The sequence below is a fragment of the Halalkalibacter sp. HAAS-P014 genome (assembly GCF_056619965.1).
Map to the genome: position 1 here is coordinate 98294 of NZ_JBWQTV010000002.1, position 25329 is coordinate 123622.

At 37.1% G+C, this 25329-nt stretch carries 25 protein-coding genes and 1 riboswitch; of the genes, 13 read left to right on the top strand and 12 right to left on the bottom strand.

The genetic code is table 11. The annotated features are described in order from the left end of the window. Positions 1-138: 138 nt before the first annotated feature. Positions 139-1566 (bottom strand): hypothetical protein, encoded by a 1428-nt coding sequence (locus AC1FXZ_RS01220; protein WP_480050210.1) that lies wholly within the window; start codon positions 1564-1566, stop codon positions 139-141. A 154-nt stretch (positions 1567-1720) separates the two neighbouring features. Here AC1FXZ_RS01220 and AC1FXZ_RS01225 point away from each other — a divergent pair, with 154 nt between their 5' ends. Continuing rightward, positions 1721-2776 (top strand): DUF3900 domain-containing protein, encoded by a 1056-nt coding sequence (locus AC1FXZ_RS01225; RefSeq protein WP_480050212.1) that lies wholly within the window; start codon positions 1721-1723, stop codon positions 2774-2776. A 129-nt stretch (positions 2777-2905) separates the two neighbouring features. Here AC1FXZ_RS01225 and yidD read toward each other — a convergent pair whose 3' ends face one another. Then, a complete protein-coding gene (gene yidD / locus AC1FXZ_RS01230) occupies positions 2906-3124 on the bottom strand; it encodes a membrane protein insertion efficiency factor YidD (RefSeq protein WP_480050214.1) in 219 nt (72 codons plus the stop codon). A 1-nt stretch (position 3125) separates the two neighbouring features. Further along, positions 3126-3404 carry a hypothetical protein gene (locus AC1FXZ_RS01235; protein WP_480050216.1) on the bottom strand — a complete coding sequence of 93 codons (279 nt, stop codon included), beginning with the start codon at positions 3402-3404 and terminating at the stop codon, positions 3126-3128. Between the two features lie 177 nt (positions 3405-3581). Here AC1FXZ_RS01235 and AC1FXZ_RS01240 point away from each other — a divergent pair, with 177 nt between their 5' ends. After that, on the top strand, positions 3582-4130 hold the full coding sequence (locus AC1FXZ_RS01240) for a DUF4352 domain-containing protein (protein ID WP_480050218.1): 549 nt from the start codon (positions 3582-3584) through the stop codon (positions 4128-4130). 52 nt (positions 4131-4182) lie between these two features. Here AC1FXZ_RS01240 and AC1FXZ_RS01245 read toward each other — a convergent pair whose 3' ends face one another. Beyond that, complete coding sequence (locus tag AC1FXZ_RS01245) at positions 4183-4857, bottom strand: protein kinase domain-containing protein (protein WP_480050220.1); 675 nt, start codon at positions 4855-4857, stop codon at positions 4183-4185. A 637-nt stretch (positions 4858-5494) separates the two neighbouring features. On the opposite strand from AC1FXZ_RS01245, the gene ssuE reads away from it, so the two are divergent. Further along, positions 5495-6043 carry an NADPH-dependent FMN reductase gene (ssuE, locus tag AC1FXZ_RS01250; protein WP_480050222.1) on the top strand — a complete coding sequence of 183 codons (549 nt, stop codon included), beginning with the start codon at positions 5495-5497 and terminating at the stop codon, positions 6041-6043. Positions 6044-6136: 93 nt separating this feature from the next. On the opposite strand, the gene AC1FXZ_RS01255 is transcribed toward ssuE, so the two are convergent. Next, a complete protein-coding gene (locus AC1FXZ_RS01255; protein WP_480050224.1) occupies positions 6137-7108 on the bottom strand; it encodes a 2-hydroxyacid dehydrogenase in 972 nt (323 codons plus the stop codon). A 164-nt stretch (positions 7109-7272) separates the two neighbouring features. Beyond that, positions 7273-7387, top strand: a riboswitch (TPP riboswitch). 129 nt (positions 7388-7516) lie between these two features. On the opposite strand from AC1FXZ_RS01255, the gene thiC reads away from it, so the two are divergent. From thiC to AC1FXZ_RS01280, 5 genes are all read left to right on the top strand, one after another. Further along, on the top strand, positions 7517-9301 hold the full coding sequence (gene thiC, locus AC1FXZ_RS01260) for a phosphomethylpyrimidine synthase ThiC (RefSeq protein ID WP_480050226.1): 1785 nt from the start codon (positions 7517-7519) through the stop codon (positions 9299-9301). 183 nt (positions 9302-9484) lie between these two features. Next, on the top strand, positions 9485-11272 hold the full coding sequence (gene pepF / locus AC1FXZ_RS01265; protein WP_480050228.1) for an oligoendopeptidase F: 1788 nt from the start codon (positions 9485-9487) through the stop codon (positions 11270-11272). A 343-nt stretch (positions 11273-11615) separates the two neighbouring features. Next, the gene (locus tag AC1FXZ_RS01270) at positions 11616-12815 is read left to right on the top strand and encodes an MFS transporter (protein WP_480050677.1); all 1200 of its coding nucleotides are present in this window, start codon (positions 11616-11618) and stop codon (positions 12813-12815) included. A 19-nt stretch (positions 12816-12834) separates the two neighbouring features. Continuing rightward, positions 12835-13137, top strand: a complete 303-nt coding sequence (locus AC1FXZ_RS01275; RefSeq protein ID WP_480050230.1) for a hypothetical protein — start codon at positions 12835-12837, stop codon at positions 13135-13137. A gap of 114 nt (positions 13138-13251) precedes the next feature. Continuing rightward, positions 13252-15204: a tripartite tricarboxylate transporter permease gene (locus tag AC1FXZ_RS01280; RefSeq protein WP_480050231.1), complete on the top strand. Its 1953-nt coding sequence runs from the start codon at positions 13252-13254 to the stop codon at positions 15202-15204. A gap of 61 nt (positions 15205-15265) precedes the next feature. On the opposite strand, the gene AC1FXZ_RS01285 is transcribed toward AC1FXZ_RS01280, so the two are convergent. Together AC1FXZ_RS01285 and AC1FXZ_RS01290 are read right to left on the bottom strand one after the other, a co-directional pair. Further along, the gene (locus tag AC1FXZ_RS01285; RefSeq protein WP_480050232.1) at positions 15266-16246 is read right to left on the bottom strand and encodes a tripartite tricarboxylate transporter substrate binding protein; all 981 of its coding nucleotides are present in this window, start codon (positions 16244-16246) and stop codon (positions 15266-15268) included. Between the two features lie 101 nt (positions 16247-16347). Continuing rightward, the gene (locus tag AC1FXZ_RS01290) at positions 16348-16971 is read right to left on the bottom strand and encodes a YitT family protein (RefSeq protein ID WP_480050233.1); all 624 of its coding nucleotides are present in this window, start codon (positions 16969-16971) and stop codon (positions 16348-16350) included. A gap of 220 nt (positions 16972-17191) precedes the next feature. On the opposite strand from AC1FXZ_RS01290, the gene AC1FXZ_RS01295 reads away from it, so the two are divergent. Beyond that, positions 17192-17302: a YjcZ family sporulation protein gene (locus tag AC1FXZ_RS01295; protein ID WP_480050235.1), complete on the top strand. Its 111-nt coding sequence runs from the start codon at positions 17192-17194 to the stop codon at positions 17300-17302. A 165-nt stretch (positions 17303-17467) separates the two neighbouring features. After that, positions 17468-18097 (top strand): LysE family transporter, encoded by a 630-nt coding sequence (locus AC1FXZ_RS01300; RefSeq protein ID WP_480050236.1) that lies wholly within the window; start codon positions 17468-17470, stop codon positions 18095-18097. On the opposite strand, the gene AC1FXZ_RS01305 is transcribed toward AC1FXZ_RS01300, so the two are convergent. Next, positions 18081-19457: an amino acid permease gene (locus tag AC1FXZ_RS01305; RefSeq protein ID WP_480050237.1), complete on the bottom strand. Its 1377-nt coding sequence runs from the start codon at positions 19455-19457 to the stop codon at positions 18081-18083. The genes AC1FXZ_RS01300 and AC1FXZ_RS01305 overlap by 17 nt on opposite strands. A gap of 176 nt (positions 19458-19633) precedes the next feature. On the opposite strand from AC1FXZ_RS01305, the gene AC1FXZ_RS01310 reads away from it, so the two are divergent. Further along, positions 19634-20524: a metal-dependent hydrolase gene (locus AC1FXZ_RS01310; protein WP_480050239.1), complete on the top strand. Its 891-nt coding sequence runs from the start codon at positions 19634-19636 to the stop codon at positions 20522-20524. A gap of 2 nt (positions 20525-20526) precedes the next feature. On the opposite strand, the gene AC1FXZ_RS01315 is transcribed toward AC1FXZ_RS01310, so the two are convergent. From AC1FXZ_RS01315 to AC1FXZ_RS01325, 3 genes are all read right to left on the bottom strand, one after another. Then, positions 20527-20718, bottom strand: coding sequence for a hypothetical protein (locus tag AC1FXZ_RS01315; protein WP_480050241.1), 192 nt, complete (start codon positions 20716-20718; stop codon positions 20527-20529). A gap of 137 nt (positions 20719-20855) precedes the next feature. Further along, positions 20856-21770: an MBL fold metallo-hydrolase gene (locus AC1FXZ_RS01320; protein ID WP_480050243.1), complete on the bottom strand. Its 915-nt coding sequence runs from the start codon at positions 21768-21770 to the stop codon at positions 20856-20858. A 228-nt stretch (positions 21771-21998) separates the two neighbouring features. Then, complete coding sequence (locus AC1FXZ_RS01325; RefSeq protein WP_480050245.1) at positions 21999-22868, bottom strand: dimethylarginine dimethylaminohydrolase family protein; 870 nt, start codon at positions 22866-22868, stop codon at positions 21999-22001. Positions 22869-23030: 162 nt separating this feature from the next. Between AC1FXZ_RS01325 and AC1FXZ_RS01330 the strand changes: the two genes are divergently transcribed. Both AC1FXZ_RS01330 and AC1FXZ_RS01335 read left to right on the top strand, forming a co-directional pair. Further along, positions 23031-23393 (top strand): hypothetical protein, encoded by a 363-nt coding sequence (locus AC1FXZ_RS01330; RefSeq protein WP_480050247.1) that lies wholly within the window; start codon positions 23031-23033, stop codon positions 23391-23393. Positions 23394-23552: 159 nt separating this feature from the next. Next, positions 23553-24308, top strand: a complete 756-nt coding sequence (locus AC1FXZ_RS01335) for an exodeoxyribonuclease III (protein WP_480050249.1) — start codon at positions 23553-23555, stop codon at positions 24306-24308. A gap of 79 nt (positions 24309-24387) precedes the next feature. Here the strand turns inward: AC1FXZ_RS01335 and AC1FXZ_RS01340 are convergent, their stop codons facing one another. Beyond that, entirely contained in the window at positions 24388-25206 is an 819-nt protein-coding gene (locus tag AC1FXZ_RS01340; RefSeq protein WP_480050251.1) for a Cof-type HAD-IIB family hydrolase, read from the bottom strand. Positions 25207-25329 lie beyond the last annotated feature (123 nt).

Genomic DNA, 25329 nt, shown 5'->3' on the forward strand with positions numbered 1-25329 from the left:
CTTTCACTTTGAGTATCTCTTACTACCAGACAATTATTCACTAGTTGGTTCAATATTTAATTTGTAACATGATTTTTATTAATAATTGGAAAAAACGTGGTTTTGAACTCCATCAAAAACTAAGCGTTTTAGCTCTTCTTATAAAAATAATAAACCAAAGATGGTAGAAACGGTCAAACCAATAACAACTGGAATGAAACTTTTTCGTACAAGGTCGATGACTGAAATTTTTGCAAAGCCAGCAATTGCAATAATTGGTGACCAAGCAACTAATGTACCACCACCTACCCAAATTGCTCCCATTTGTCCAATCGCAGCTAATGTCGCTGGGTCAACACCGATAGAAGTGGCGAATGCATCAGATAGCGTACCAATAAGTGGAAGGCCTGAAAAACCAGATCCATCTAAACCCGAAATCATCCCTAAAATGAGAATGCCAATCCCAGTTACGAATACATTATCAGGGATTGCATGCTGACTAGCTTCGACTAGATCAAAAAGAAAAGCAGGGGCCGTGTCAGGATCGTCAATTCCTAAAATAGTTGCAGAGAAATCTCCGCTACCCATAAAGAAAAAACCGGCAATGGGGATGACAAGCCCCATCACTTTAAAGGCATACACGAAACCATTTACAAGATGATTACTAACATCTTTTAGCGTTTTACGGTAGTCGTAAAATATAGAGGTCGCGATCATTAAGATGATAGCAATACCACCAATGATTGATGCGCCAGCCCCGTCTTCAATAGGAGGCACAGCATTAGAAAATGTAGCTACAATGACGTAGACGACTATAGCTAAAAATGCTGAAGGGACTACTATTGCAAATAACGTACTATGTTTCCCTTTTTTTATATCTAATTTATCAGTGTTTAACTTACTATCAGAATCCCCACTATTTTCCCAATCAACTAAGTTCTGTTTTGCTGGTGGGACAATCGATTTACGAATCATAAAATAAGCAATTGAAAGAGCAATCACTCCAGTCACGATTGACAAAATAAGGGCCCGGTCTGCAACAGCAGCTGCCTCAATGCCTGATGTAGATGCTGTAAGGCCTGGAGCGACTTGTAGAACAAAGTCTGATGATAGTGCCATTCCATGACCAGCAAGAGAGATTGCTAAGGCAGTACCCATTGGAGACAAGCCTGCTTTAATCGCAACGGGAATGAGTAATGCTCCAATTAGTGGAACAGAAGGTGCCGGCCAGAAAAATAGTGAAATTCCGTAGGTAACGATAACGAGAATCCAAAAGGATAAATGGCCGTTTTTCATCACTTTTTGAAAAGGGATAACCATTTGTTCGTCAGCAGCAATTGATTTTAACGCTTGTAGTAACGCTGTCATAATTGCGATGATTAAAAATATGTTAAACAGTTCTCCTGCAGCTGTTAAACTTGCATTAAAAATAGCCTCGGCCCCACTTAAGAAGGAGCCATTATATATCCAGCCAATTAGAAAGCTCATTACGATAGCTGGAACGACAACATTTTGCCGAAAAAGCATCGTTAAGATAATGATGCATGTTCCGGCTAAATATAACCAATGTGCAATTGTTAATTCCATAGATTCTAATCTCCTTTTTAGGGATTTTAGAAATACAATTACAACGTATGCAGCTGCCTAGAGAAACGTGAAATGGATTTCAAGACAGGTTCAGCAAACAATGATATAATACGAACGGTATTTCGAATGAAATTATAAGAAGTAAGGTGATTCTATGGACTTTTCCATTAACTTTTTATCATTTTTCGTGATTCAAGTTGAAGGACAAGGGGAACAAGCAGATAAACGATTTAAACATTATCAAACGCTAGATGAATACAAATACACAGAGAGTTCATTAAAAGAATTTCTTGACGGAGAATTGATGAAGGTAACAAAGCGTAAAGTTGAACGCAACCCTAAGTCAGAGTCAGTACCAACAAAGGTAGGTCGGTTCATTGTTGAGCCAGGCTATGATTTAGATACAAATCCGAATTACAATTTATTTCATCGCATTCGTTCAGCTGAATCTACAGATGAATTCAGAAAAAGTAGTGAAGAGTTAGTGCGTGCCTACATGGATACAAGCGCGATACGTGGTGGAGCTTTACTCGTTATTCGAGCTAAATTCAATAAATATTTCGATGAACCATTTGTATTTGTTTTAAAATGTGATTTTGAACAAAAAGTAGCGACGATCACAGATGAAAAAACAATGATTCAAAACGTAGAACGAGCGATAACGACTAAAAATATGAAATCGATTCAATACCCCTACATGCCAGAAGAAGGCATGCTGGAAGAATGGGAGTTGAAAATCCATCAATCATCTCATGCGAGGTATTTTGAAGATTTCTTGAAATTCGTTGAGTACCACCAATCCGTACCTGAGATTGTCAAAACGCAGGTAGTACAAATGGCTCAGCAGCACATTGCTGAAACGTACCAAGAGGAAAGCCCTGAACGGATTCAAGAGGAAGAATACATTGAAGCATGGTCGAACACCCCTGTTCGGGAAATGCAGGAAAAGTGGACACCTGATCAGGTCGTAGAGGCATCAGCACCAATCATCGAACATCAGCCAGAGATTCCGTTAAAGCTCAAGCTTGACCACATTGATGTCAAAGCAATGCTGTCTGATTTCGGTGAATCGCTTCATATTGCTAAGGTAAACGGGAAGTATGTCATTGTAATTGAAGGGGATGCGTTTACGTTTGAAAAGGGAGTATCGCCAGTGGAGTTTTTGAAACCAGAGCCATTGGATGAGGTGTTGAAGAAAGTGGGGAGGTAGGTAAAGGTGGTTTTAAGCTAAAACTTATATGATTTGTGACCAACACCTGTAATTTTTGCAGGTGTTTCTTATTGTCTATTGAGGGGGTGAAATTCGAGTCATAACCTTAAGTTATGACTCCTTTCTCAGTTAAGGATAGTCGATACAACTATCGAAATTGTCAGGTCTGCAACGTTTCAATCGGTCTATCACTTTTAATATTCCTTTAATTACTCCGTATCTTTGAATCGAAAGAATAGCGTATTGAGAGCATGTTGGATAAAATCGACATTTCGTTTTAAAGTTTTTTCGTGGTGAAATCCATTTTTGATAAGCTTTAATACATAGGACTATAAAATTTTTTATCATTTTAATCTACCTCGTGTACGATCTGTTCTTTTTTAATAGCTTTCGAACTACATTTAGGACACTTATCTAAATCCTGCACTACCTTCATGTTCTTTTCTGGAATGAACAATGCTGGTATGCACCCTGTACAGCACATCATGTTTTTCCCTGTATTACTCATTTCGTTTCCTAAGTTTTGTAACTTTTCACCGAAGTTTTTTGTAACATCTTCTTTTCCGTAATACCAAACATTCCCACAAGCTTTACAGGTACATTTTGTTTCTTGTATTTTTTTAGTCATGAACTTCACCTCTAAAACGGCATTTCGGTTATTGTTCAAATTAATTTCTTTACGTATACTAGTAATTTTTTTACTTTCTTACAGAAAATACAAAAGTGAGATATGAATTTCAAAAGCAAATTATCCAAATTAATAAAAGTGTGAAGAAATAATAAAAGAGGTAACCTGATTAAGGTAATGGTTAAAATATTTATTCTATTCTTCTTATTAATTTCACTCAATGCATGTGGCGAAGCGGAAATAAGTCCTGTGGAACAAGAACAAGTGGAAAAAGAAAACGCTGCTGAAGAGCTTCAAGATGAATTGGATGAAGTAGAAGAAGAGCCAGAAGATGAAGAAGAAACGGAAGAGAATTTATCGATTGGAGAAAGTGTTAATTTCAATGATATTGTTATTACTTTAAATGATGTTGTATTTAGTCAAGGAAACGACTGGGAAACACCTAACGAAGCATCTTTCCTATTGGCTGACTTCACCATAGAGAATACATCTGATGAAAGCTATAATGTTTCATCCATGATGAATTTCGCTGTCTATGATGAAGAGTATTATAAACATACAACTACTAGTTATACAGATGCAAAAGGAAGTATGGACGGTGAGATTGGACCTGGAAGAACATTGCGTGGAGAAGTTGCGTTTGATGTGCCAGAAAGTCCATATTATGACGTGGTTTTTGAAGAGCCTTTTACGAATGGACAAGCCATTTGGGTAGTTGAATCTTAAAATAAGAAACTCCATCTCATTTGGACTGAGGTGGAGTTTTTAAAGCCGGAGTCTAACTTTGAAGTTTTTGCTTTAAAGGTTTTAAAGCATTAATAAATTCTTGTGCTGAATGATATTTGTCTGTATCAGTTGGGTTTAGAGCTTTCCACAAGGTTTTCACTAGTTCTTCATTTTTTATGTTTAAATTAGATGTCTCTTTAGGTCTAACTCCTTTCATTAAGAAGATACACATCAGTGCAGCATATTTAATATCTTTTAAAATTGTATTTTCACTATTAATTTTTTTTGCAACATTAAAGTCTATTAGTTTGATTGTTTTAGGGTTATCATCTTTCACCATAATATTTTTGGGTTTAAGATCATTATGTGTGTAGCCAACTTGGTGAAGTTGTTTAAGGGCCATTAAAATATTAATTGTAATTTCTACACTAATTTTTTCGGATCTTTTTTTGTTTGGGTAGTTGTTATAGGTATCACCATCGATAAACTCCATTTCTAGATAGGCAACACCATGATCTATACTAAAATCATAAAAAGTAGGTAAATATTTTGAATTAGCATATTGCTTCATAATAGAAGCCTCTTTTTTAGCCATTGAAACTCTCTTTGTTTTCTTTATTGCAACCTTTTTGTTTTTTTGGGGATCAAAAGCACTGTAAACTTGACCATATGCCCCTTTTCCAAGTATTTTTTTGTCGACAATATAATGTTTATATTTCAGAAACATTCCCCTCCATTAATTATTTGTTTAAGCGTTAAAGGTAAAGTATTATTTATCCTACGTTTGCTTTAACAACAACAATACACAATTTACACACTTAGCTGAAACAAGTGATCTTTTTCCTTTATGTCGAATATGTTGTAAATAAAGGGGCGAGGAAAATGATCCTGATAAAAAGCATGATAGCGATGCTAAGAAAGAATTTAAAGTCGGACCAACTGAATTACTTTGACACTATGCACTTTAAATCAATTGGTTACACAGAATTTCTGAAAAAGAATAAGCAAAAAAGGAATTTCTGATAATTTATAGAAAATGTGCCAACTAAAGAAATAGTTATGAGGGGCTGTCTCAAAAGGTTGTTTTTTACCTTTTGAGACAGCCCCGAAGCAATGAGCTAAGACGTCGCAATCTTTTAAGCCAGTTATGAGTGGGTTTCTTATAGCAGGCGTGCGACGAGCGTGCCATTGCCATTCATTCAGAAGATTGTTCGTTTTTTACCTTTTGAGACAGCCCCTATAACCTTGTCGTTAAGCTGAAATTACATAAGTCGTAGCTTCCACTTACATTTAAGTTAATTATTTCCTTTATGAAATACAAAATAGTTGGTATGATAAAAGTTGGTAAGATAAAAGACAGGAGTGTGATTAAGTTGGCAAAAATTGTTATTATTTCAGGTGGACCTTCAAAAACAACTAGGTTAAAAGGAATTATTGATTATGCGAGCAGCTTTCTTAATGAGAAAGGCTTCTCTGTTGAGGAATTACACGTAATCGACATTCCAGCAGAAGATTTAATTTTAGCTAAGTGGGATAGTGAACATATTAAAGCTGCAAACGCTAAGGTAGCGGAAGCTGATGCGATTATCGTTGCAAGCCAAGTGTACAAAGCATCATTCACTGGAATTTTAAAAACATACTTAGATTTATTACCACAAAAGGGTCTCGAAAATAAAATTGTCCTCCCACTAATGCTTGGTGGAACAATGGCTCACTTACTAGCAATCGATTATAGTTTAAAACCAGTATTGTCTTCGTTGGGAGCGCAAAATATAATCAAGGGTGTGTTTACCTTAGATACTTGTGTGGTGCGCGGTGAAGACGGAAGTACGTCTATTGAAGATGAGGCAAAAGCTAGATTAGAGAAGTCTTTTGATGATTTAGCAAAAGAGCTTAAGAGAACTGTACAATAGGACAAACTAGGATCTGGATTGTTCAATGGAATGACTAACTACATAAGGGTATAAATCAGAAATGATTTATACCCTTTTTTATTTTGTATGAAGTTACCAAGTGTCTTCATTAAGCAAGCTTGGTGGCTTGATTCCTTTTAAGCTTTTTGTTAAATTCTCAGCTGCTAGTTTTGACATATTAAATTCACATTCAGTTGTCGACGAACCGATATGTGGTAACGTGACGATGTTTTGTAGTTTCAAAAGAGGGTTCTTAGGATCGGTTGGCTCTTTCGTATATACATCAATGCCTGCTGCATGAATTTCACCATTCTTTAAGGCGTAGTAAAGTGCTTCTTCATCGACATTTTTGCCCCGTGAACCATTGATAAAAATCGCCGTTTGTTTCATTTTCTTGAACTCATCAGTACTGATCATTTTTTCCGTTTCCTTGTTAGCTGGAACCATTAAACAGACAAAGTCAGATTGTGCCAATAGTTGATCTAATTCACTATAGCTAGCTTTATATTTTCTTTCTACTTCTTCATTTCTTCTCCGGTTATGATAAAGAATGTTCATTCCAAAACCGAAATGAGCTCTTTGGGCGATAGCAGAACCAATATTACCCATCCCAATGATCCCTAACGTTTTGTGATGGACATCTACCCCGTACTGCTCAGGTTGTAAGGAAATATCCCATTTTCCTGATTTTACATAGTGATCGAGCTCAGGAATCCGTCTTGCTGCAGCAATTATCATGCCAAAAATGGCGTCGGCAGTTGTATCATCCAGAACTCCTGGGGTGTTTGTTGCCAGGATTTTTCTTTTTGTCAATTCTTCAATGTCTAAATTGTCGTAGCCGACGGAAACATTAGAGACTATTTTAAGGTTAGGTGCACGGTCTAATAAGGCTTTATCAACTTTTAGCGCAAGCCCTATGATACCTACTGCCTCTTCTAGGGCTCTATCAAAATGTGGATCACCAATATATTCATGGTTTTTAAATGTTGTAACATCAAATTCTTTTTCTAATTCTTTAACGACTCGGTCATCGACTCTCATATAGACAATGATTTTAGGCTTCATAAGAGTTCCTCCTATCCTACATATTCCATAAAAGATTAACATAAAGTGTGGGGTGAAACCATTATAAGTGGGCACGAATCGATATGACTAAAACGTTTTGTTCAGAAAACTCTTTCTTTATTACTGTTCTTGTTATATACTGGAAACGAAATCAAAAAAATAATAGAAATAACTAGGGGAGTCCAAATAGCTGGGCTGAGAAACAAGAGCGTTAAAGATTGTTGACCCTTTGGACCTGATCTGGCTCATACCAGCGTGGGGAAGTTTATTAGTCATCATTTTATGAATTTACTTCTTTAATTAGCCGGGTCCAACCACATTTGTGGTTCCCGGCTTTTTTGCGTATCTACATACTTCCTTCTTGTGTTCTAGATCTCGTCCTTTCTATTAAAAAAAGGAGAGAATATAATGTCCACATCTTCATTGAACGAGAAAAACATTTCGATTATGTCCAGTTTTGAAGGTAGTAAAAAAGTATATGTTGAGGGATCGAGACCAGATATTCAAGTTCCAATGCGTGAAATTGAATTAAGTCCTACAACGGGAACGGTTGGAAAAGAGGCGAACCCACCTGTAAGAGTTTATGACACGAGTGGACCGTATACTGATGATACTTACCAAGTTGATATTACTAAAGGTTTGCCTACAGTGCGAAGAAGATGGATTGAAGAGCGTAGTGATGTTGAAGAATATGAAGGTCGAGAAAGTAAGCCTGAAGATAATGGTTATGTAACAGAGGGTGATTCTCGTGCGAATGATAATGTATTCCCAAGCTTGAAACGGAAACCACTACGTGCGAAAAAAGGCAAGAATGTAACACAATTGCACTATGCAAGACAAGGAATTGTAACGCCTGAGATGGAATTTATCGCGATTAGAGAAAATGTAGATCCAGAGTTTGTAAGAGAAGAAGTGGCAACAGGCAGAGCAATTATTCCATCTAATATTAATCACCCAGAAACGGAGCCAATGATTATCGGGCGCAATTTTCACGTGAAAATAAATGCGAATATTGGGAATTCTGCGGTTTCCTCATCGATAGAAGAAGAAGTGGAAAAGATGACTTGGGCGACTAGATGGGGCGCTGATACAATGATGGATCTCTCAACAGGGAAGAACATCCATACAACAAGGGAGTGGATTATTCGTAACTCAGCTGTTCCAGTTGGGACGGTTCCTCTTTATCAAGCATTAGAAAAGGTTAAAGGAATTGCTGAAGACTTAACATGGGAAGTTTATCGAGATACATTAATAGAACAAGCCGAACAAGGAGTTGACTATTTTACGATTCATGCAGGAGTCCTCTTGAGATATGTACCATTAACTGCAAAACGTTTAACAGGAATTGTCTCACGTGGTGGGTCGATAATGGCACAATGGTGTTTATATCACCATCAAGAAAACTTTTTATATACACATTTTGAAGAGATATGCGAAATTATGAAAACGTATGATATTGCTTTTTCGTTAGGTGATGGTTTGCGTCCTGGTTCCATTGCTGATGCCAATGATGAAGCACAATTTGCTGAACTCGAAACGCTAGGAGAATTAACGAAGCTTGCTTGGGAACATGATGTACAGGTAATGGTTGAAGGTCCAGGGCATGTTCCGATGCATTTAATCAAAGAAAATATGGATAAACAGTTGGAAATGTGCCACGAAGCTCCATTTTATACATTGGGACCTTTAACGACTGACATTGCACCAGGTTATGATCATATTACATCAGCGATTGGTGCAGCGATGATCGGCTGGTTTGGTACAGCGATGCTTTGTTATGTGACACCTAAAGAGCATTTAGGTTTGCCAAATCGTGAAGATGTCCGTGAAGGGGTCATTACGTATAAAATTGCCGCCCACGCAGCTGATTTGGCCAAAGGACATCCAGGGGCACGCGTGCGTGATGATGCTCTGTCTAAAGCTCGCTTTGAATTCCGTTGGAGAGATCAATTTAAATTAGCATTAGATCCTGAAAGAGCATTGGAATATCATGATGAAACTCTGCCTGCAGAAGGAGCAAAGACCGCCCATTTTTGTTCAATGTGTGGACCGAAGTTTTGCAGTATGAGAATTTCCCATGATATTCGTCAATTTGCAAAAGAGAATGACCTCGAGACTAGCGAAGCCATTGAAAAAGGAATGAAAGAAAAAGCCGAACAATTTAAGAGTTCAGGAGGTTCGATCTATCAATAAGGTTTTTTTAGGGAGATTTTAATGCAAATAGTGTATAAAAAGAATAGAAGCATTATATTGTAAATACATCCGAGCTAGAGAAAAAGAATCAAACTTTTTTCTCTAGCTTTTTGATACTTAAGGAAAATGTAGTAACATATACCATATAAGTATACACGCTTAGCCTGAAGGGAGTTTGATTAAATGGCAACATATAAGTCTAGGGATGAAGTGCCGTTACAAGAAAAATGGAATTTGGATGATATTTATTCAGAAATGTCACAATGGGACCAGGACTTTCAATCGGTCGAAGAGAGGGTTGGACGTTTAAAAGCCTTTGACGGAGAAATTACTAATGCTACGTCTTTGTATGAATATTTGGTTTTAACAGAGGAAACGAGCTACACCTTCAAAAAGCTTTATGTATATGCCATGCTACAAGGGGACCTTGATACAAGAGACTCAAAAGCACAGGCATTGTTAGATCGAGCAAAAGCACTTGGTGTAAAACTTAGTTCAGCGACATCGTTTTTTATGCCTTTCTTATTGAGCTTAGACGAAAGTACGCTAAGAGGATATATAAAAGAAGTAGATGGCTTATCATATTTTGAAGAAGATTTATTAGAATCTTTCCGTTATAAAAAACATGTCCTTACAAAGGAGAAAGAAGAGGTTCTTTCTGATCTAGGAGAAGCTTTATCTGCTCCAAGCAGTACGTTTGGTATGATTAATAATGCTGATATTAAATTTGGCGAGGTTACTAATAAAGAGGGAGAAAAGGTCGAACTGACTAGAGGGATGTACTCAAAATTAATAGAAGATGAACAACGTGATACACGTCGTGAGGCTTATAAAGCATATTACAAACCATATGTCCAGTTGAAAAATACGATCGCATCTACTCTATCTTCTGCGATCAAAAACAATGTAACCTTATCAAAAATGCGTCAGTACCCATCAGCTTTAGAAAAATCTCTTTTCTCAGACAATGTTCCTAAGGAAGTGTATGATAACTTAATTGAGTCAACAAAAGCAAATATTGAACCATTGCATCGCTATGCAAAGATTCGTAAAAAGTTGCTCGGACTTGATGAGTTACGGCAGTATGATTTAAACGCTCCTTTGGTAAAGGATGTCAAAGAAGACATTTCTTTTGATGAGGCATATGAAACGATGCTAAAAAGTTTAGAACCTCTTGGCAAAGAATACGTCGATACGCTTCGTAGCTTTAAAGAGAAACGTTATTTTGATGTGAGAGAAACACCTGGTAAGCGATCTGGAGCCTATAACTTAGGACTGTATGGCGTACATCCATTTGTGTTATTAAATCATCAAGATGACCTTGATAGCTTATTTACACTTGTTCATGAATGTGGTCATGCTATGCATTCATGGTATTCTTCCAATCATCAACCACAGATCACGGCGGGTTACTCGATCTTTGTTGCGGAAGTTGCTTCTACCGTGAATGAAGTATTGTTAATTCGGTATTTGTTGAAGACAACAGAAGATGAAAAGATGAAGAAGCATTTGCTTAATCATTTCATTGACAGTTTTAGAGGTACTTTATTTACACAAGTGATGTTTGCTGAATTTGAAAAGGTGACTCACGAAAAAGCAGAAAATGGTGAACCGTTGAATGCCGATGTCTTTAACGAGATATATGAGTCTATTTTTAGAGATTTTAATGGCGATGAAATTGTCTTCGATGAAGAAGTGAAATACGGTTGGTCGAGAATCCCTCATTTTTATCGTCCGTTTTATGTTTATAAATATGCAACCGGCTATGCATCTGCCATTCACATTGCCGACCAACTTCTTGAAGGCAAACCTGAAACGCTTGAAACGTATCTCACATTTCTAAAAAGTGGGAGTTCCGATTACCCATTGGAATTACTAAAAGGCACTGGAGTTGATTTAACAAAGCCAGAACCGATTCAAAATGCATTAGCGATATTCGGACAATTGGTTGATGATTTTTCAAAATTATAAAATTTGAGATCGCACGCTACTTGTCCTGAAAGAAGAAGCTAACTCCTTTCAAGGCTTTAAAAAAATATTTGACTATACTCATGTCATCGGGGATGTTCTAAAAGGAAAAGTCAACCTTTTGGAACATCCCCTTTTTGCAATGATAAGCGATTTCCAGGTATGAATTTTTGAATTCAATCGCATCTTAAAATAGACGAAGGGATAGTGTGTTGATATAGTTCAATTGTTTCGTTTTTTCCTTCATGTAGAGCTTGTTATTTGAATAATAAAGGATGTGTTATGGCTATTGGCGACAAAGGGTAAGGGGTTAGTCATCGTAGCGATAGGATCGGTCCCTCTTATAATGACGTTGGGCAATTCAATGCTCATACCAATCTTACCAAGGATGGAAACGGAATTAGGAGTAACGGCATTTCAAGCTAGCTTAACAATTACCATCTTTTCAATAACGGCTGCTATTGCAATTCCAATTCTTGGATATATGTCAGATCGCTTTTCGAGAAAAACGATCATTGTTCCTGCATTAATTTTATATGGGGTCGGTGGATTATTAGCGGGTGTAGCTGCAGCTTGGTTTACTGGAGCCTATACTTGGATTATGATTGGTCGCGCATTACAAGGGATCGGAGCCGCTGGTACGACGCCAATTGCGATGGCACTAACTGGCGATTTATTTAAAGGTGGAGAGCAAAGTAAGGTATTAGGTATTGTTGAAGCATCGAATGGACTTGGAAAAGTTTTGTCACCAATTGTTGGATCGCTTTTGGCATTATTGGTATGGTATGGTCCTTTTTGGGGGTTTCCTGTATTTGTAATAATATCTGTCCTTTTAACAGCGTTTTTTGTTAAAGAAAAAAAGAAAAAGAAAGAGGCCCCTCCACTTGGAAAATATGTCAAAGGATTATTTTCTGTATTTAAACATGAAGGAAGATGGCTGTTTACAGCATATTTAGCAGGGGCAACTTGTTTATTTACACTTTTTGGGATTTTATTTTACTTATCTGATACATTGGAGACTCAATATAATATTGACGGTGTACTTAAAGGAGCAATACTTGCGATTCCCCTTTTGTTTATGATGTCTACTTCATTAGTAACAGGAAGTAAAATTGGTAAAGATATAAAAAGAATGAAAAAGTTTATTGTTGTTGGTTTTTTATTGATGACGATTTCTTTTGCTACCTTAGTGTTCTTCACACAACTTGTACCATTTATTGGCGTACTTGTTATTTCTAGTATAGGAACAGGACTCGTTCTACCATGTTTGAACAGTTTAATTACCGGTTCTGTAAGTGCAGAAAGGCGAGGGTTTGTAACGTCACTTTATGGGTCTGTAAGATTCCTTGGTGTTGCAGCAGGTCCACCAGTTTTTGAAACTTTGATGAATTGGTCAAGAACGGGAATGTTTTTAGTAACAGCAGGATTAACGTTGCTATTAGGCATATTATGTCTTCTGTTAATACATGTTAAGGATCAGAAGAAATCAAACAAAGATAGTGAAACAAAGACTTTATTTACTAAATTACAATTAACGACTGAATAAAAGCTAGGAGGAACCTACTTTGCAAATTTACTTTTCTCCAGAATTTATGAAAGCAGATGCACAAGTGTTAAATGTGGTGACTGACGATAATCAACCAGTTGGGTATATGGCCTTTTTAATGGAAGAAGAGAAGAAGAAAATGTACGTATATGGCCAACTTCAAGAAGAAGGCGTATATGAAGACTTCAAAGATTTAGTAAAACCATACTTACAGGGACTTCAGAAATTAAAGCCTGATTTAGAAGTATACACATATTTATCCGTTGGTGGAAAGAAGGTAGAATTAGACGAAGAAGTGAAGGACAAAAAGGCAGAAGAATAATCGTTTGAGTCTCAGAAAACGGTAGCTCACTTTTCTGAGGCTTTAATTTGTACACACACTAATAGGTTTCTAGGTGAATACCATATTCTAGCTAAAATGAATGGGGGCTAGGATATGGATTTTATTTGGCAGGCATTCGAGTTGTATCACGTGCTTGTGCTTTTTCTCGGTCTGTTACTTGGAATCGCTGTTGGAGCTCTGCCAGGATTAACCCCAACGATGGGTGTTGCTTTGATGATTCCTTTTACCTTTGCACTTGGTCCTACAGACGGGTTAATTCTACTTGGTGGAATTTATTGTGGAAGCGTATTTGGAGGGTCGATTCCTGCGATTTTATTTAACGTACCTGGTGCACCTGCGAATGTGGCAACTACATTTGATGGATATCCAATGACAAAACAAGGGAAATCCCGAAAAGCGTTAGAGCTAGCAACAATTTCATCTGTCATAGGTGGATTATTTGGAATGTTTTTGTTACTCTTTTTTGCACCGGTATTTGCTGATTTTTCATTGCGTTTTGGACCGACGGAAAGCTTTTGGATTGCTGTATTTGGGATTACGGTGATTGCAGCTATATCTGATGGCTCTGTTACAAAAAACTTAATTGGTGGTTGCCTTGGAATCGCCCTATCCTTTATAGGCATTCATACAGTAACAGGTACAGCTCGTTTTACATTTGGTATGGATAGCTTAGTTGGTGGGCTTCATATGGTAGCGGTTTTAATCGGTTTGTTTGCTTTTCCTCAAGCATTACGGTTGATAGAGCAGGTTCACAAGAAAGATTCCTCTAGTAACTCCTCAAATAAGCTTTCGAAGTCAACGCTAAAAGAGTCATTTGCCGATATTTTCAAAAAACCAAAAACTGTCTCGATTGGTAGTGGTGTAGGGGCATTTGTCGGAATGATCCCTGGTGCAGGGGGCAATATTGCTAGTTTGTTAGCCTATAATGAGGCCAAGCGCTTTTCAAAAGGTAAAGATAAATTTGGAAAAGGTGAAAAAAAAGGCATTATCGCATCCGAGAGTGCAAACAATGCAATGGTCGGGGGTTCATTAATTCCTTTATTAACACTCGGGATTCCAGGATCACCAACTGCAGCAATATTCTTAGGAGGCTTACTGATTCACGGAATATGGCCAGGTAATAATTTATTTGTAGACAATGCAGAAGTTGCTTATACATTTCTTTATAGTATGATTGCAGCTCAACTTCTGTTGCTAATTTTAGGCCTGGCATTAATCAAATATATGACAAGGTTAACTCATATTCCGACTTATTATATGGCTCCTGTGATCATCTCATTTTCAATAATTGGTGCATACACGACTCAGAATAATATTTTTGATATTTATACGGTAATCATTTTAGGGCTGGTCATGTTTTTCTTGCAGAAATTTGATTTTTCTCCTGCTCCGATTGCGCTTGGATTTATTTTAGGTTCAATTGCAGAGCAAGGATTATTACAAGGTATGCAGGTAGGGGAAGCGCGTGGTTCTGCATTCACTTACTTCTTTACTGGAACTTGGAATGTCATTCTTTATAGCTTGATCTTGTTAACAATTGGTGTTGCCGTTTATCAAAGCCTGGCTAAGAAGAATAGTAAAAGTATAAAGGAAAAGGTGAAACAATTTTCCTTTAGGGCATTAGGTGCTGGACGTGCTTGGACGTGGTTTTTCTGTGCGATTGCTACATTGATTTCTATTTATTTAATTTCGAAAATGCAACTTGAACAAAGGATCTTACCACAAATTACGTTGGGTTTTCTATTTGTATTGTTTTTGCTGGAGTATGTCAAGACAGCCTTTCGAACGAAAGTGAAGCAAAAAATAAACGTAGGAATACAAGGTAAAACCACACTTCTCATTGGTTTTGTTTCCATTATTAGTCTTCTAACAGCCTCAATTGGATTCTATAGTCAAGTGATGATTCTTATGCTTGTGATACCTTTATTTGCGTACTTTATATATAAGAAGAAGGTTACGATGCGCCAAATTATAATCGTGTCAATTTCATTTACAGCCGTATTGTATTTAATCTTTACAGTATTTTTGAATGTTCCATTGCCATAATAAAACGGGGTCAGACCCCTACCCTATGGGGTAGGGGTCTGACCCCATTTTATTCGTTTTATTATTCGGTTACACCAATTGATTTTAATAATTCTTCATAGGTTGTTGCTCGTTCTTCCATGTCTGCTTTCACTTCTGCACGGTTCATGATTAGCATATCAGCTCCAGCTTGCTCCATTTCAGCTAGAAAGTTTTCATCTTTTAAGATATTCATGAAAGCTTCTTCTAACTTTTCAATAATCTCAGGTGGTGTGCCTTCTCTAGCTGCAATACCACGATCTGTGCTCATTACTACTTCTGGGTAACCTAGCTCAGCAAAGGTGGGAATATCAGGTGAGAACGGATGGCGTTCTTCAGTTGCAATGGCAAGAGGTTTGACTTCATCTCCTAGGCGATAAATATCGGAGAGATTCCCTGCAACAACATCCGTGTGTCCTCCAAGTAATGAAGAAATAGCATCGGCTGCTCCTTGAAATGGTACGTCTTCAAGCTCAATACCAGCAGAATCTTCAAGTAAAAGCGATGCTAGATGTTGGCCAACATAAAGACCGGCATTTCCAACTGTAATAGATCCTGGAGATTGTTTGGCCTCGTTAATTAAGTCATCTAAGCTAGAAAAGTGACTATCATTTTTTACGGCAAATACAGTTGGATCCCCTCCCCAGTTCACGAGAGGTTCAAATGTGTCAATTTCGAAGCTCGTTTGACCAACAAGGGGTTGAGTAATAATATGCGGAAGATTATAAGCTGCTAATGTATAACCATCCGGTTCAACAGAAGAGAAAAAGTTCCAACCGACTTGACCACCACCACCAGGTTTGTTAACAATGACAAGTTCTTGTCCGAGATACTCACTTGCATATTTGGAAATAACCCGCGCTTGAGTGTCAGTTGCCGCTCCAGGAGAAAAAGCAACAATTAACTGAATACTATTCGTAGGAAAATCATCTGCAGTAGTTCCATTTTGCGATGAAGTGTTTGAACAACTTGCTAACACAACAATGAGGCAACAACAAAAAAACGAAATCACTTTACTTTTCATTGAGCACACACCCTTCTATTATTTACATAATGAAGAATATGCCTAAAATCAATTTTGGAACGTTGTCTAATGACTAATTAATACATTTCAACTAAAGATTTTCATTTTTTCTTTCTTCTCCACCCTATTAAGGGACTTTGCATAAGTTCTAATCTCAAATGGAAAATCTTATCGACCATTCTTGTCGATAACCATTGAGAAATAAGTGCTTGGATAACGATCGGCCATGCGATAATAGAGCCAGTAAAAAGAAAGATTGACCCATTCAAAAGAAACAACGGTTTTCCTGGAGGGATCGATTTTAATTTTGCGATAATTAAGGCAAGTACACCCATTCCACCGTTTGATACCCCTTGCCTAAGCAGAATTCCTACGCCCACTCCTAATATAATTGAACCTATAACCAAATCTAGCCAAACATTATTGTAAGGTCTTACGAAATCAAAACTAAAAATATGAACGCTTAGAGAGGTGATTGTAATACCATACATTGTCCCAATAGCACTTGCATTGCCGAGCCAATAAATAGCCGCAACTAGCATTGAGAAATTAACAAGCCATAGAGCAAAGCTTAAAGGTATGTTTAACCAGTAATTCAGCAGAACCGCTAGTCCACCAGCTCCACCAGAAGGAATAGAATGTGGAAATAGGAAGAGAGCCATTCCGATCCCTTGAATTACTCCACCACACGTTATAAGAATGTATGTTCGATATGAATTAACCATATTTACTCCTATATTGTTTAGCCTTGGTTTTGGTAAAGATACTTGTCCTTTGTTTTCAATGTATTTGTATATACGAACAATTATGTTAGCTTGTTTTGTTTAGCATAATAACAACAGAAGATATTTTTTAGAAAAATTGTAAAAAGCCCAAACGAAATTGCTGAAGTGGCATAGGATGACATTGTAAGTTAACAAAGAATCTTAAAGGAGATGATCATTTATGACACACGCAGCAACTCCAGGTTACGGTGGCGGCTTCGCGTTACTAGTAGTTCTTTTCATCTTGTTAATTATCATCGGTGCAAGCTGGGCAGGCGGATACGGATATTAATAAAAAAAGAGCTGATTCTATTGGATCAGCTCTTTTTTAGGTAGTAGGAAAGCTAATATTTTAAATGGAAATTTCATTCTTCGGTTGTAAGAGCTTGTTCTGATTCATAGACTGTACAAGCGGTTGGGTTGTCCGACTTAGATAAATAACTGGAGGATTGGTTCTATGAGTGTGTTTTTAGGGTACATATTGTTAGGTTTAAGTTTGGCTGCTCCGATTGGCCCTGTCAACGCAGCACAACTAGACCGAGGAATAAAAAATGGCTTCTTTCATGCGTGGTTAGTTGGTTTAGGGGCGACAGTAGCAGATGCCTTTTATATGTTACTTGTCTTTATAGGAGTGGTTCAATTTATCGAAGTGCCAATTATTCAAACGTTCCTGTGGATTTTTGGATTCTTTGTTCTTGTTTATACGGGGATAGAAAGCGTGTCAGGTGCTGGGAGAATAACGGTAAATAGCTCTAGAAATTCAAAAGAATCACATATGAAATCTTTTTTCTCAGGCTTTTTCATGTCCTTGTTTAATCCTTTAACGATTCTTTTTTGGCTAGGGATTTTTGGTTCAATTTTAGCAAAAACGGTGACAACATATGGGACAAGTCAAGTAATTCTTTATAGTGCTGCCATCTTTATTGGAATCACTGTTTGGGATCTAACAATGGCAGCACTAGCAAGTACGATGCGTAAATTTCTAACAAATCAATTGTTGACGATCATTTCTATCGTCTCAGGCTTCTCACTCATTGGATTCGGTGTTTATTTTGGAATTCAGGCACTTCTTATTTTAGCTTCGTAAATAAGGATGGATGATCAGGTGGTAGATCATCTTTTGACTTTTTCCAAAAGTGCCGCATGATCAAAGTAACGATTGCAACGATGAGGATAAACCCAATGCTAATGAAGAAGCCAGGGCGACTTGTTTCATGAAAGGTGGTACCGACGACAGCTAGCAGTATGAAAACAAAACCAAAAATTCGTTTCACGTTATCTTTTGTAGCTAAATCTAATAACCGGCCGTAAGAACCTAGAATAAAGATCCAATTGTATAGCAACATAAGTCCTGCTGCCGTTGTCACATATTCATATAGTCGACCCGGAATCATAATTGCCAAAACAATTGATACAATCATTCCCGCAGCTGTCAAACCGATTGCTGGCAAGGCAATATTATTTCCGACTTTTTTAGCGAAAAAGGTTGGAGCGTCTCGGTCTTCTGCAAGCGTAACTAAAATACGAATGACCGCAAATAAAGAAGCCACCATTGTAGAGAATCCTGCAATAATAAAGACGGCATTAAAAAAGTGATTCACATAGGGAATGTTAAATGCTCTAAGCGCCGTAACAAAAGGGCTTTGTTCTGTTGTGAAGTTATTCCAAGGTACCATTAAGAGAGCAAGACCGATTGAAATAACATAAATTAACGCTAAAACAGAGAGCATAACTTTTCCTGACTTTGGTGCTTCTTTCATATTTTTTAACCGTATTGCTAGTAAACCCATGATTTCTATCCCACCAAAACCATAAAACCCATAGATAAAGGCTGGAAGAAGACCTGTTAATCCATTAGGGAAGAAAGTGTCGTATGTTCTTGGAACTGCTACATCTGGCCCACCTTGTCCAAAAATCCCTAATAGGGCAAGGATTGCTATGATAATAAACATTAAAATCGCAGCTATTTTTAGGACAGCTAACAAATTTTCAACACGATCAAAGCTTTTCGTCCCGACAATGATAACAAGCAACCCAAGAGCTGCATAAATACAAGCAAATACCCATAATGGGACATTTGGAAACCAAAACCTAGTAAAGATAGATAATGCCGTCATTTGACTGCCCATAATGAGCATTTCTGAAATCCAATAAACCCATCCACTGCTAAAGCCAGCCCAACGTCCATAGGCATTTTTCGCATAGGATCGAAAAGAACCTTTTTGAGGATCGGCCATCGTTAATTTGGCTAGAGCTTCATAGACAAAATAAGTACCTACGGCTGCTAGAGCAAAGGCTAATAGTACTGAAGGACCTGTCATATCAATAGCAATGCTTGAGCCGAGAAAAAAACCAGTTCCAATTGTCCCTGCTACACCTAAAAGGGACAATTCCCACCATCTTAATGGTTTCTCTGCTTGTTCACCAGCTTTTGTTTTCACTATCATCACTCCTCATATCAATCTTATTGTTCGAAAAAAAGCAGCTGTTTATGTAAGGAGATCGCTACAAAATCTGGAAAAAAAGGTGTCGCTAACATCTGTTCCATCAATAATTTAGATATTCTGCCTTTTCTACATATTATGGTAAGGTAAGAAAAGAAAAAATAGGGTAGGTAAGTAATATGGATACAGTTACACATGCGTTGTTTGGCTTAACCACATATGGGGCAGTAAAAAAAGATAAAATAGACCAAAATACAAAAAGAGCCCTTCTATTTTCGGCTCTAGTTGGCAGTCAGATTCCAGATATCGATGTAGTCGCTAATGTAACAGAAACAGGGCGTATTATGGAACAAATGTGGCATCGCGGGTTAACTCATTCATTCTTTCTTGTTCCTATATGGGCTTTTATTATTTATGGTGTTGCCTATCTCGTATGGAGGCGTAAAGAGCGTCTTATTTTTTACTTAGCCTTTTTGAATGTGTTCATACATAATAGTTTTGATTCATTTAATGCATGGGGGACAGGGGTGTTTGAGCCTATTTCACAAGTGAGGGTATCTTTTGGAGTCATTCCGATTGTTGACTTTGTCATTTTGTCAATGATAGTAATTGGCTTTTGTTTTACTCGCTTAAGGAAACATATTCAGGCTTATAAAGTATGGAGGTATGTTTGGCTTGCAATTAGTCTTCATCTTGTTATTCAAAGCGTTCAAGGATATTTGATTTACAATGAGGCAAAAGAACATTATGAAGAAGTAGCTCTTTCAGCAAGCTTTCTCCCTGGTCATTTTTCGGTAATTGGAAAAAATAATCGAGTTGTGACAATCTCGCAGGCGACAGTTTGGGGAGAAATGAAGTTTATTGAGTCTGTTGTCTCAAGTGAAAATGCAGATTTAGAGCTACTTTTTCAGTTGAATCCAAAGGCAGAAGTGTTGATGGAGTGGTCTCCATTTGTTGTTATTGTTGAAACGGATGATGAATTAGGGATATATGATCCTCGTTTTTATCGCAACGGCTCTTCCTTTCTGTATGAGTCTATAAATTTAGAAAAAATTCGAGCAATGGAGTGACATTAAGATTCATTCCTTTGTTCGTATGTTGGAGCCTTTTGGTCTTGCTCCTTTGAATAACGAACAATAAGCGAGATTAGCTCGGCTTTCGAGATAAAATCACCAAATTCTTGTGCGTATTTATGCTGTAGTTTCTCTAAACGTTCAAGTGACTTCTTACTAAGGCGTGAAAATTGTTTTTCTGATAGATCCATTTTTAATCTCCCTTCTTGTAAACCCATATATAGTATGCAAGGGGAATTGAAAAAGTTCCTATCGTTAATAGAAAAAAGTAAGAAATTTCAGTCGTTAGTGGATGATTGAATATTTTCTAAAAAATCACCCACTATTACTATAAAAATATGCTCCCACCAATTTGTAAGACCTGTAACTGGTTTGAGGGCAGGTTCAAACGTTTCCATTCGTTTCGTAATCTTAGAACTGCTTCAGGCCCTGTATCCATCGAAAGGCGATAGGTTCCATAATGCATAGGGACAAGCGTTTTTGCGTTAAGGTCTATAAAAGCTTGAACGGCCTTTTCGGGATTAATATGTTGTAGCCCTGATAACCAATCAGGCTCGTAATCACCAATTGGCATGAATACAATGTCTATTGGAAAACAGCGACCAATCTCTTTGAACCCACGAAAATAACCTGTGTCACCAACAAAGTAAAATGTCTGTTCTTTAGATTGAATAATCCAACCGCCCCAGTGTGCTTTATCTTTATCAAAAAGATTTCGTCTGCTCCAATGTTGAGCAGGGACGAAATGAAGTCCTATCTCTTTGTACTGAAACTGATCCCACCAGTTTGCTTCATATACGTTGGAAAATCCTTTTCTCAAAAATAAGTTTTTTAGTCCACAAGGAACGTAAAAAGCAGGTGTTCCTTTGAGTTTTTTTAATGTTTGAAATTCAAGATGATCGTAATGTGCATGAGAAATCAGAACAATATCAATCGTTGGCAACTCCTTAAGGGGAATCCCTGGAGGAACCAATCGTTTCTCAGTCCCCAATCGATTAGTAAATACAGGGTCGGTTAAAATATTTAATCCGGCTAATTGAATGAAAAATGATGAATGGCCGATCCATGTGTATGTAGCACTAGTACGGTTTTGTTGTAAACTTTTGAAATAGGTTTTTGTTGCAACTGGAATACGTTCTTTCAAATCCTTTCCGCTATTTCGTGTCCGAAAATAACGGTAGAGCTTTCCTAGTGTTATTTTGTTTTTCTCAACATTATCTAAGTTTTGATAAGGTTTCCTCAAACAAGCTCATCCCTTCTTTTATTTACTTATAAAAGGGAATGCAAATGAAAAAAGGGGCTTTCTCAAAAGGTTCAAAGCCAGTCTTTTGGATGAAGTGGCAATGGCAGCTCGTCGCGCGCCTTTTCATAAGAAATCCACTCATAACAGGTTTTTGAAAGTGGCGTCTTAGCTCATTGCTTAGGGGCTGTCTCAAAAAATTTTAACTAACCTTTTGAGACAGCCCCTGATTTAATGGTTATTGCCTTCTCTTAAGACAGGAAGAGTGCAACAACGGAAAGAGCCACCAGATTTAATGATCTCAGTAATATCAACTTCGATAACTTCATAACCCCGTGCCCTTAGTTGTTCATTTACATTTGTATTAACAGGAAGACTGAAAACTTTTTTGTTCCCGATAGATAGTACGTTCGTTCCAAGAGTAAATTGTTCTTCTTCTGTTACTTCAATTAAATCAGGAAATCGAGAAGTTAGGAAATCTATTTCTTTTTGTTTTAGAGCTTTCGGATAAATGAGAGCTTCGGTTGGAGATAAAATGTTAAAGACACAATCTAAATGCAAGTACTTTTCCGTAAAAGGGATACTTACAATTTCATAATGAGGCAATATACTTTGCAAGTGGTCGATAGCGTTTTGGTTAGTCCGGTTACTTAATCCGACATAAATCGTTTCGCGATCAATGATGACATCGCCACCCTCAATCATGTCACCAATTAAATTGTAATAAGACATTCTTTCTTGTTTAACCCAACCTCGTAATACCTCTTCTTCGCCTTGTCTTATTTTATGAGCCATTTCTGCTACGAATAATATATGTCCAAATGTAAATCCGATATCGCGAGTGAAGACTTGTTCTGGAAACATTTTTAAAGCAGGCAATAGAACAACATCGACTCCATGGTCTTTTAATGTTTCAACAAACTTTTTATGTTGAGCCATTGCTTTCTCAATGTGAATACCTTCATCTTTAAATTTCTTTTGTGTCTCATTTATAACATCGCGAATGGTCATATATTCTGGTTTACATAAAATGACTTGTTTCAATACGTCATATTCACTTCTTGCAAACGGTTTTCGTTGCTGTTTATTAAATATACCCATCTATGATCCCCCATTTTTTTCAATCTTACTTTTAGTATGACCCAATACGTTAAAAACATGAAATAATTTCTTTTTAGATACTAAATTAAGCGATCCACGTTTAAAGAAAAGTAGTTCGATCATAATGAGAGTAAAAAAAGTTTTTCTAGCCAAGGAGGAAATGTGGATCCATTCATCGAGTTGTTTGAATCGCAGCAATTATGGCTTTTTCTTATCGGGATTGTGATCGTTTTGTTCTTTCTTATTTCTTTAGTAAAGACATTATTTAAGTTTGCTGTTCTCGCGTTCATTATTAGTGTTGGCGCTGTATTTCTACTCGGAATAGAGCCTGAAAACCTCGCCGAAACGGGTATGAATTCTGTAACAAAAGGAACAGAATATATTCAAGAAAAAATGGTGCCAATCTTATCAGACGCTTATCTTGACGAATTTTTTGAGCAAGCAAAAATCAAAGAGTTTTTTAAGCTGTTTGATGATACCAATCAACGTGATACGATAGACGATCGTTTCAAAGAGCGAGAATGAGGAGTTGTCTCAAACCAAGTTTCTGATCATAAGCATGCAATATATATTGTGCTTTTGACGGGAGCATTCATGAGAGAAGCTCCTTTTTTATTTACTGTGATTATGAGCCTGTAGTAAGATATATATTTATCAAGTAACAAAGGAGTAACGTTCAAAACTATGAAACTAATTTCTTGGAATGTAAATGGTATACGTGCATGTGTAAATAAAGGGTTTTTAGATTACTTTCATGAAATGAATGCAGATTTATTTTGTCTACAAGAAACTAAATGTCAAGAGGGACAAATCAATTTAGAGTTAGAAGGATATTATCAATTTTGGAATTATGCAGAAAGGAAAGGATACTCAGGGACTGCTGTATTCTCTAAGCATGAGCCTTTATCCGTTCAATATGGTTTAGGTGAGAATTTTGAAGAGAATGAAGGAAGGGTCATCACGCTGGAATTTGAGAAGTTTTATCTTGTTAACGTCTACACACCAAATTCTAAAAGGGATTTATCGAGACTTAGTTATCGTTTGGAATGGGAGGAGAGAATGCGTAACTATTTACTTGAACTTGATAGCAAGAAACCAGTAATAGTTTGTGGTGATTTAAATGTAGCTCATCATGAGATAGATTTGAAAAATCCAAAGCCAAATAAAAAGAATTCTGGATTTACAGTTGAAGAGCGTAAAAAAATGACGACTTTACTGCAAGCAGGCTTTACTGATTCTTTTCGTTATTTTTATCCGGAAAAACGTGAAGCTTTTACATGGTGGTCTTACATGAACAAGGTTAGAGAACGTAATATCGGTTGGAGAATTGACTACTTTATTGTCTCGGACCGATTAAAAGAAAGCCTAATAGGGGCAGAAATTCACTCACATGTATTGGGCAGTGATCATTGCCCAGTAGTTGTCGAGGTAAGTGTATAGTGAAACAAAAAAAGAGGTTGTCTCTATAGTAAATAGCTGCAGGCTTTATACTATGGATAATGAGACAACCTCGAATAAACTATACAGAAGTCTTATTTAAAACGTACTTTTCAATAACTTTTGCAACACCGTTGTTTGTGTTGCTATCTGTTACATAGTCTGCTTTCTTCTTAATATCTTCAGGAGCATTTCCCATTGCAACACCCAATCCAGCAAACTCTATCATTGCTAGATCATTATAACTGTCACCAATGGCAATCACTTCTTCCCGCTTAATTCCAAGTGAGTTGATCAGCGCTTGTAGGCTTGACCCTTTGGTGACATTTTTTTCTAGAAACTCTAAAAAGTAAGGCTTAGATCGCATAATGCTCATAGTGTCAGCAAATTCCTCTTTTAGCGTTTCCTCAACTTTTACAAGCTTGTTTGGATCCGCACACATTAATACCTTTACAACGGGTTCTTGTACCGCTTCGACAAAGTTATCAATTACCTTGACGGGGAGCCCGGTGATGTCTCCTTCTTTTGTTGTATATTCATTTCCAGTTTCTGTAATGATTTCGTCGCCAATATAGGTATGAATGTATACCTCTTCGCGTTTGCTTAATTCATAAAGTCGATGTGCAACTTCCGGTGGTAGAGTACTACTAAATTGTTCTTGTTTTGTTCGATAATGAATAATTTTAGCACCATTAAAAGAAAGAATGTAGCTCCCATATTCATGTAACAATAGTTCGTCTGCAATAGCATTCATGCCATATGTAGGACGTCCAGAAGCTAAAACAATTTTAATACCTTGGTCTTGAGCGGTCATTAATGCTTCTTTTGTTCGTTCAGAAATGGTGTGGTCATCGTGTAGAAGTGTATCATCTAAATCAAGAACGATCATTTTATAATTCATATTTTTTTTCCTTTCTAAAATAGACTATATGTTCACTATAAAGGAAAAAAAAGTTCTAGACTAGAGCGAAGATTACAACTTCATCTATGTAATCGCTTAACTAAGTAATAAATGATGACCTAG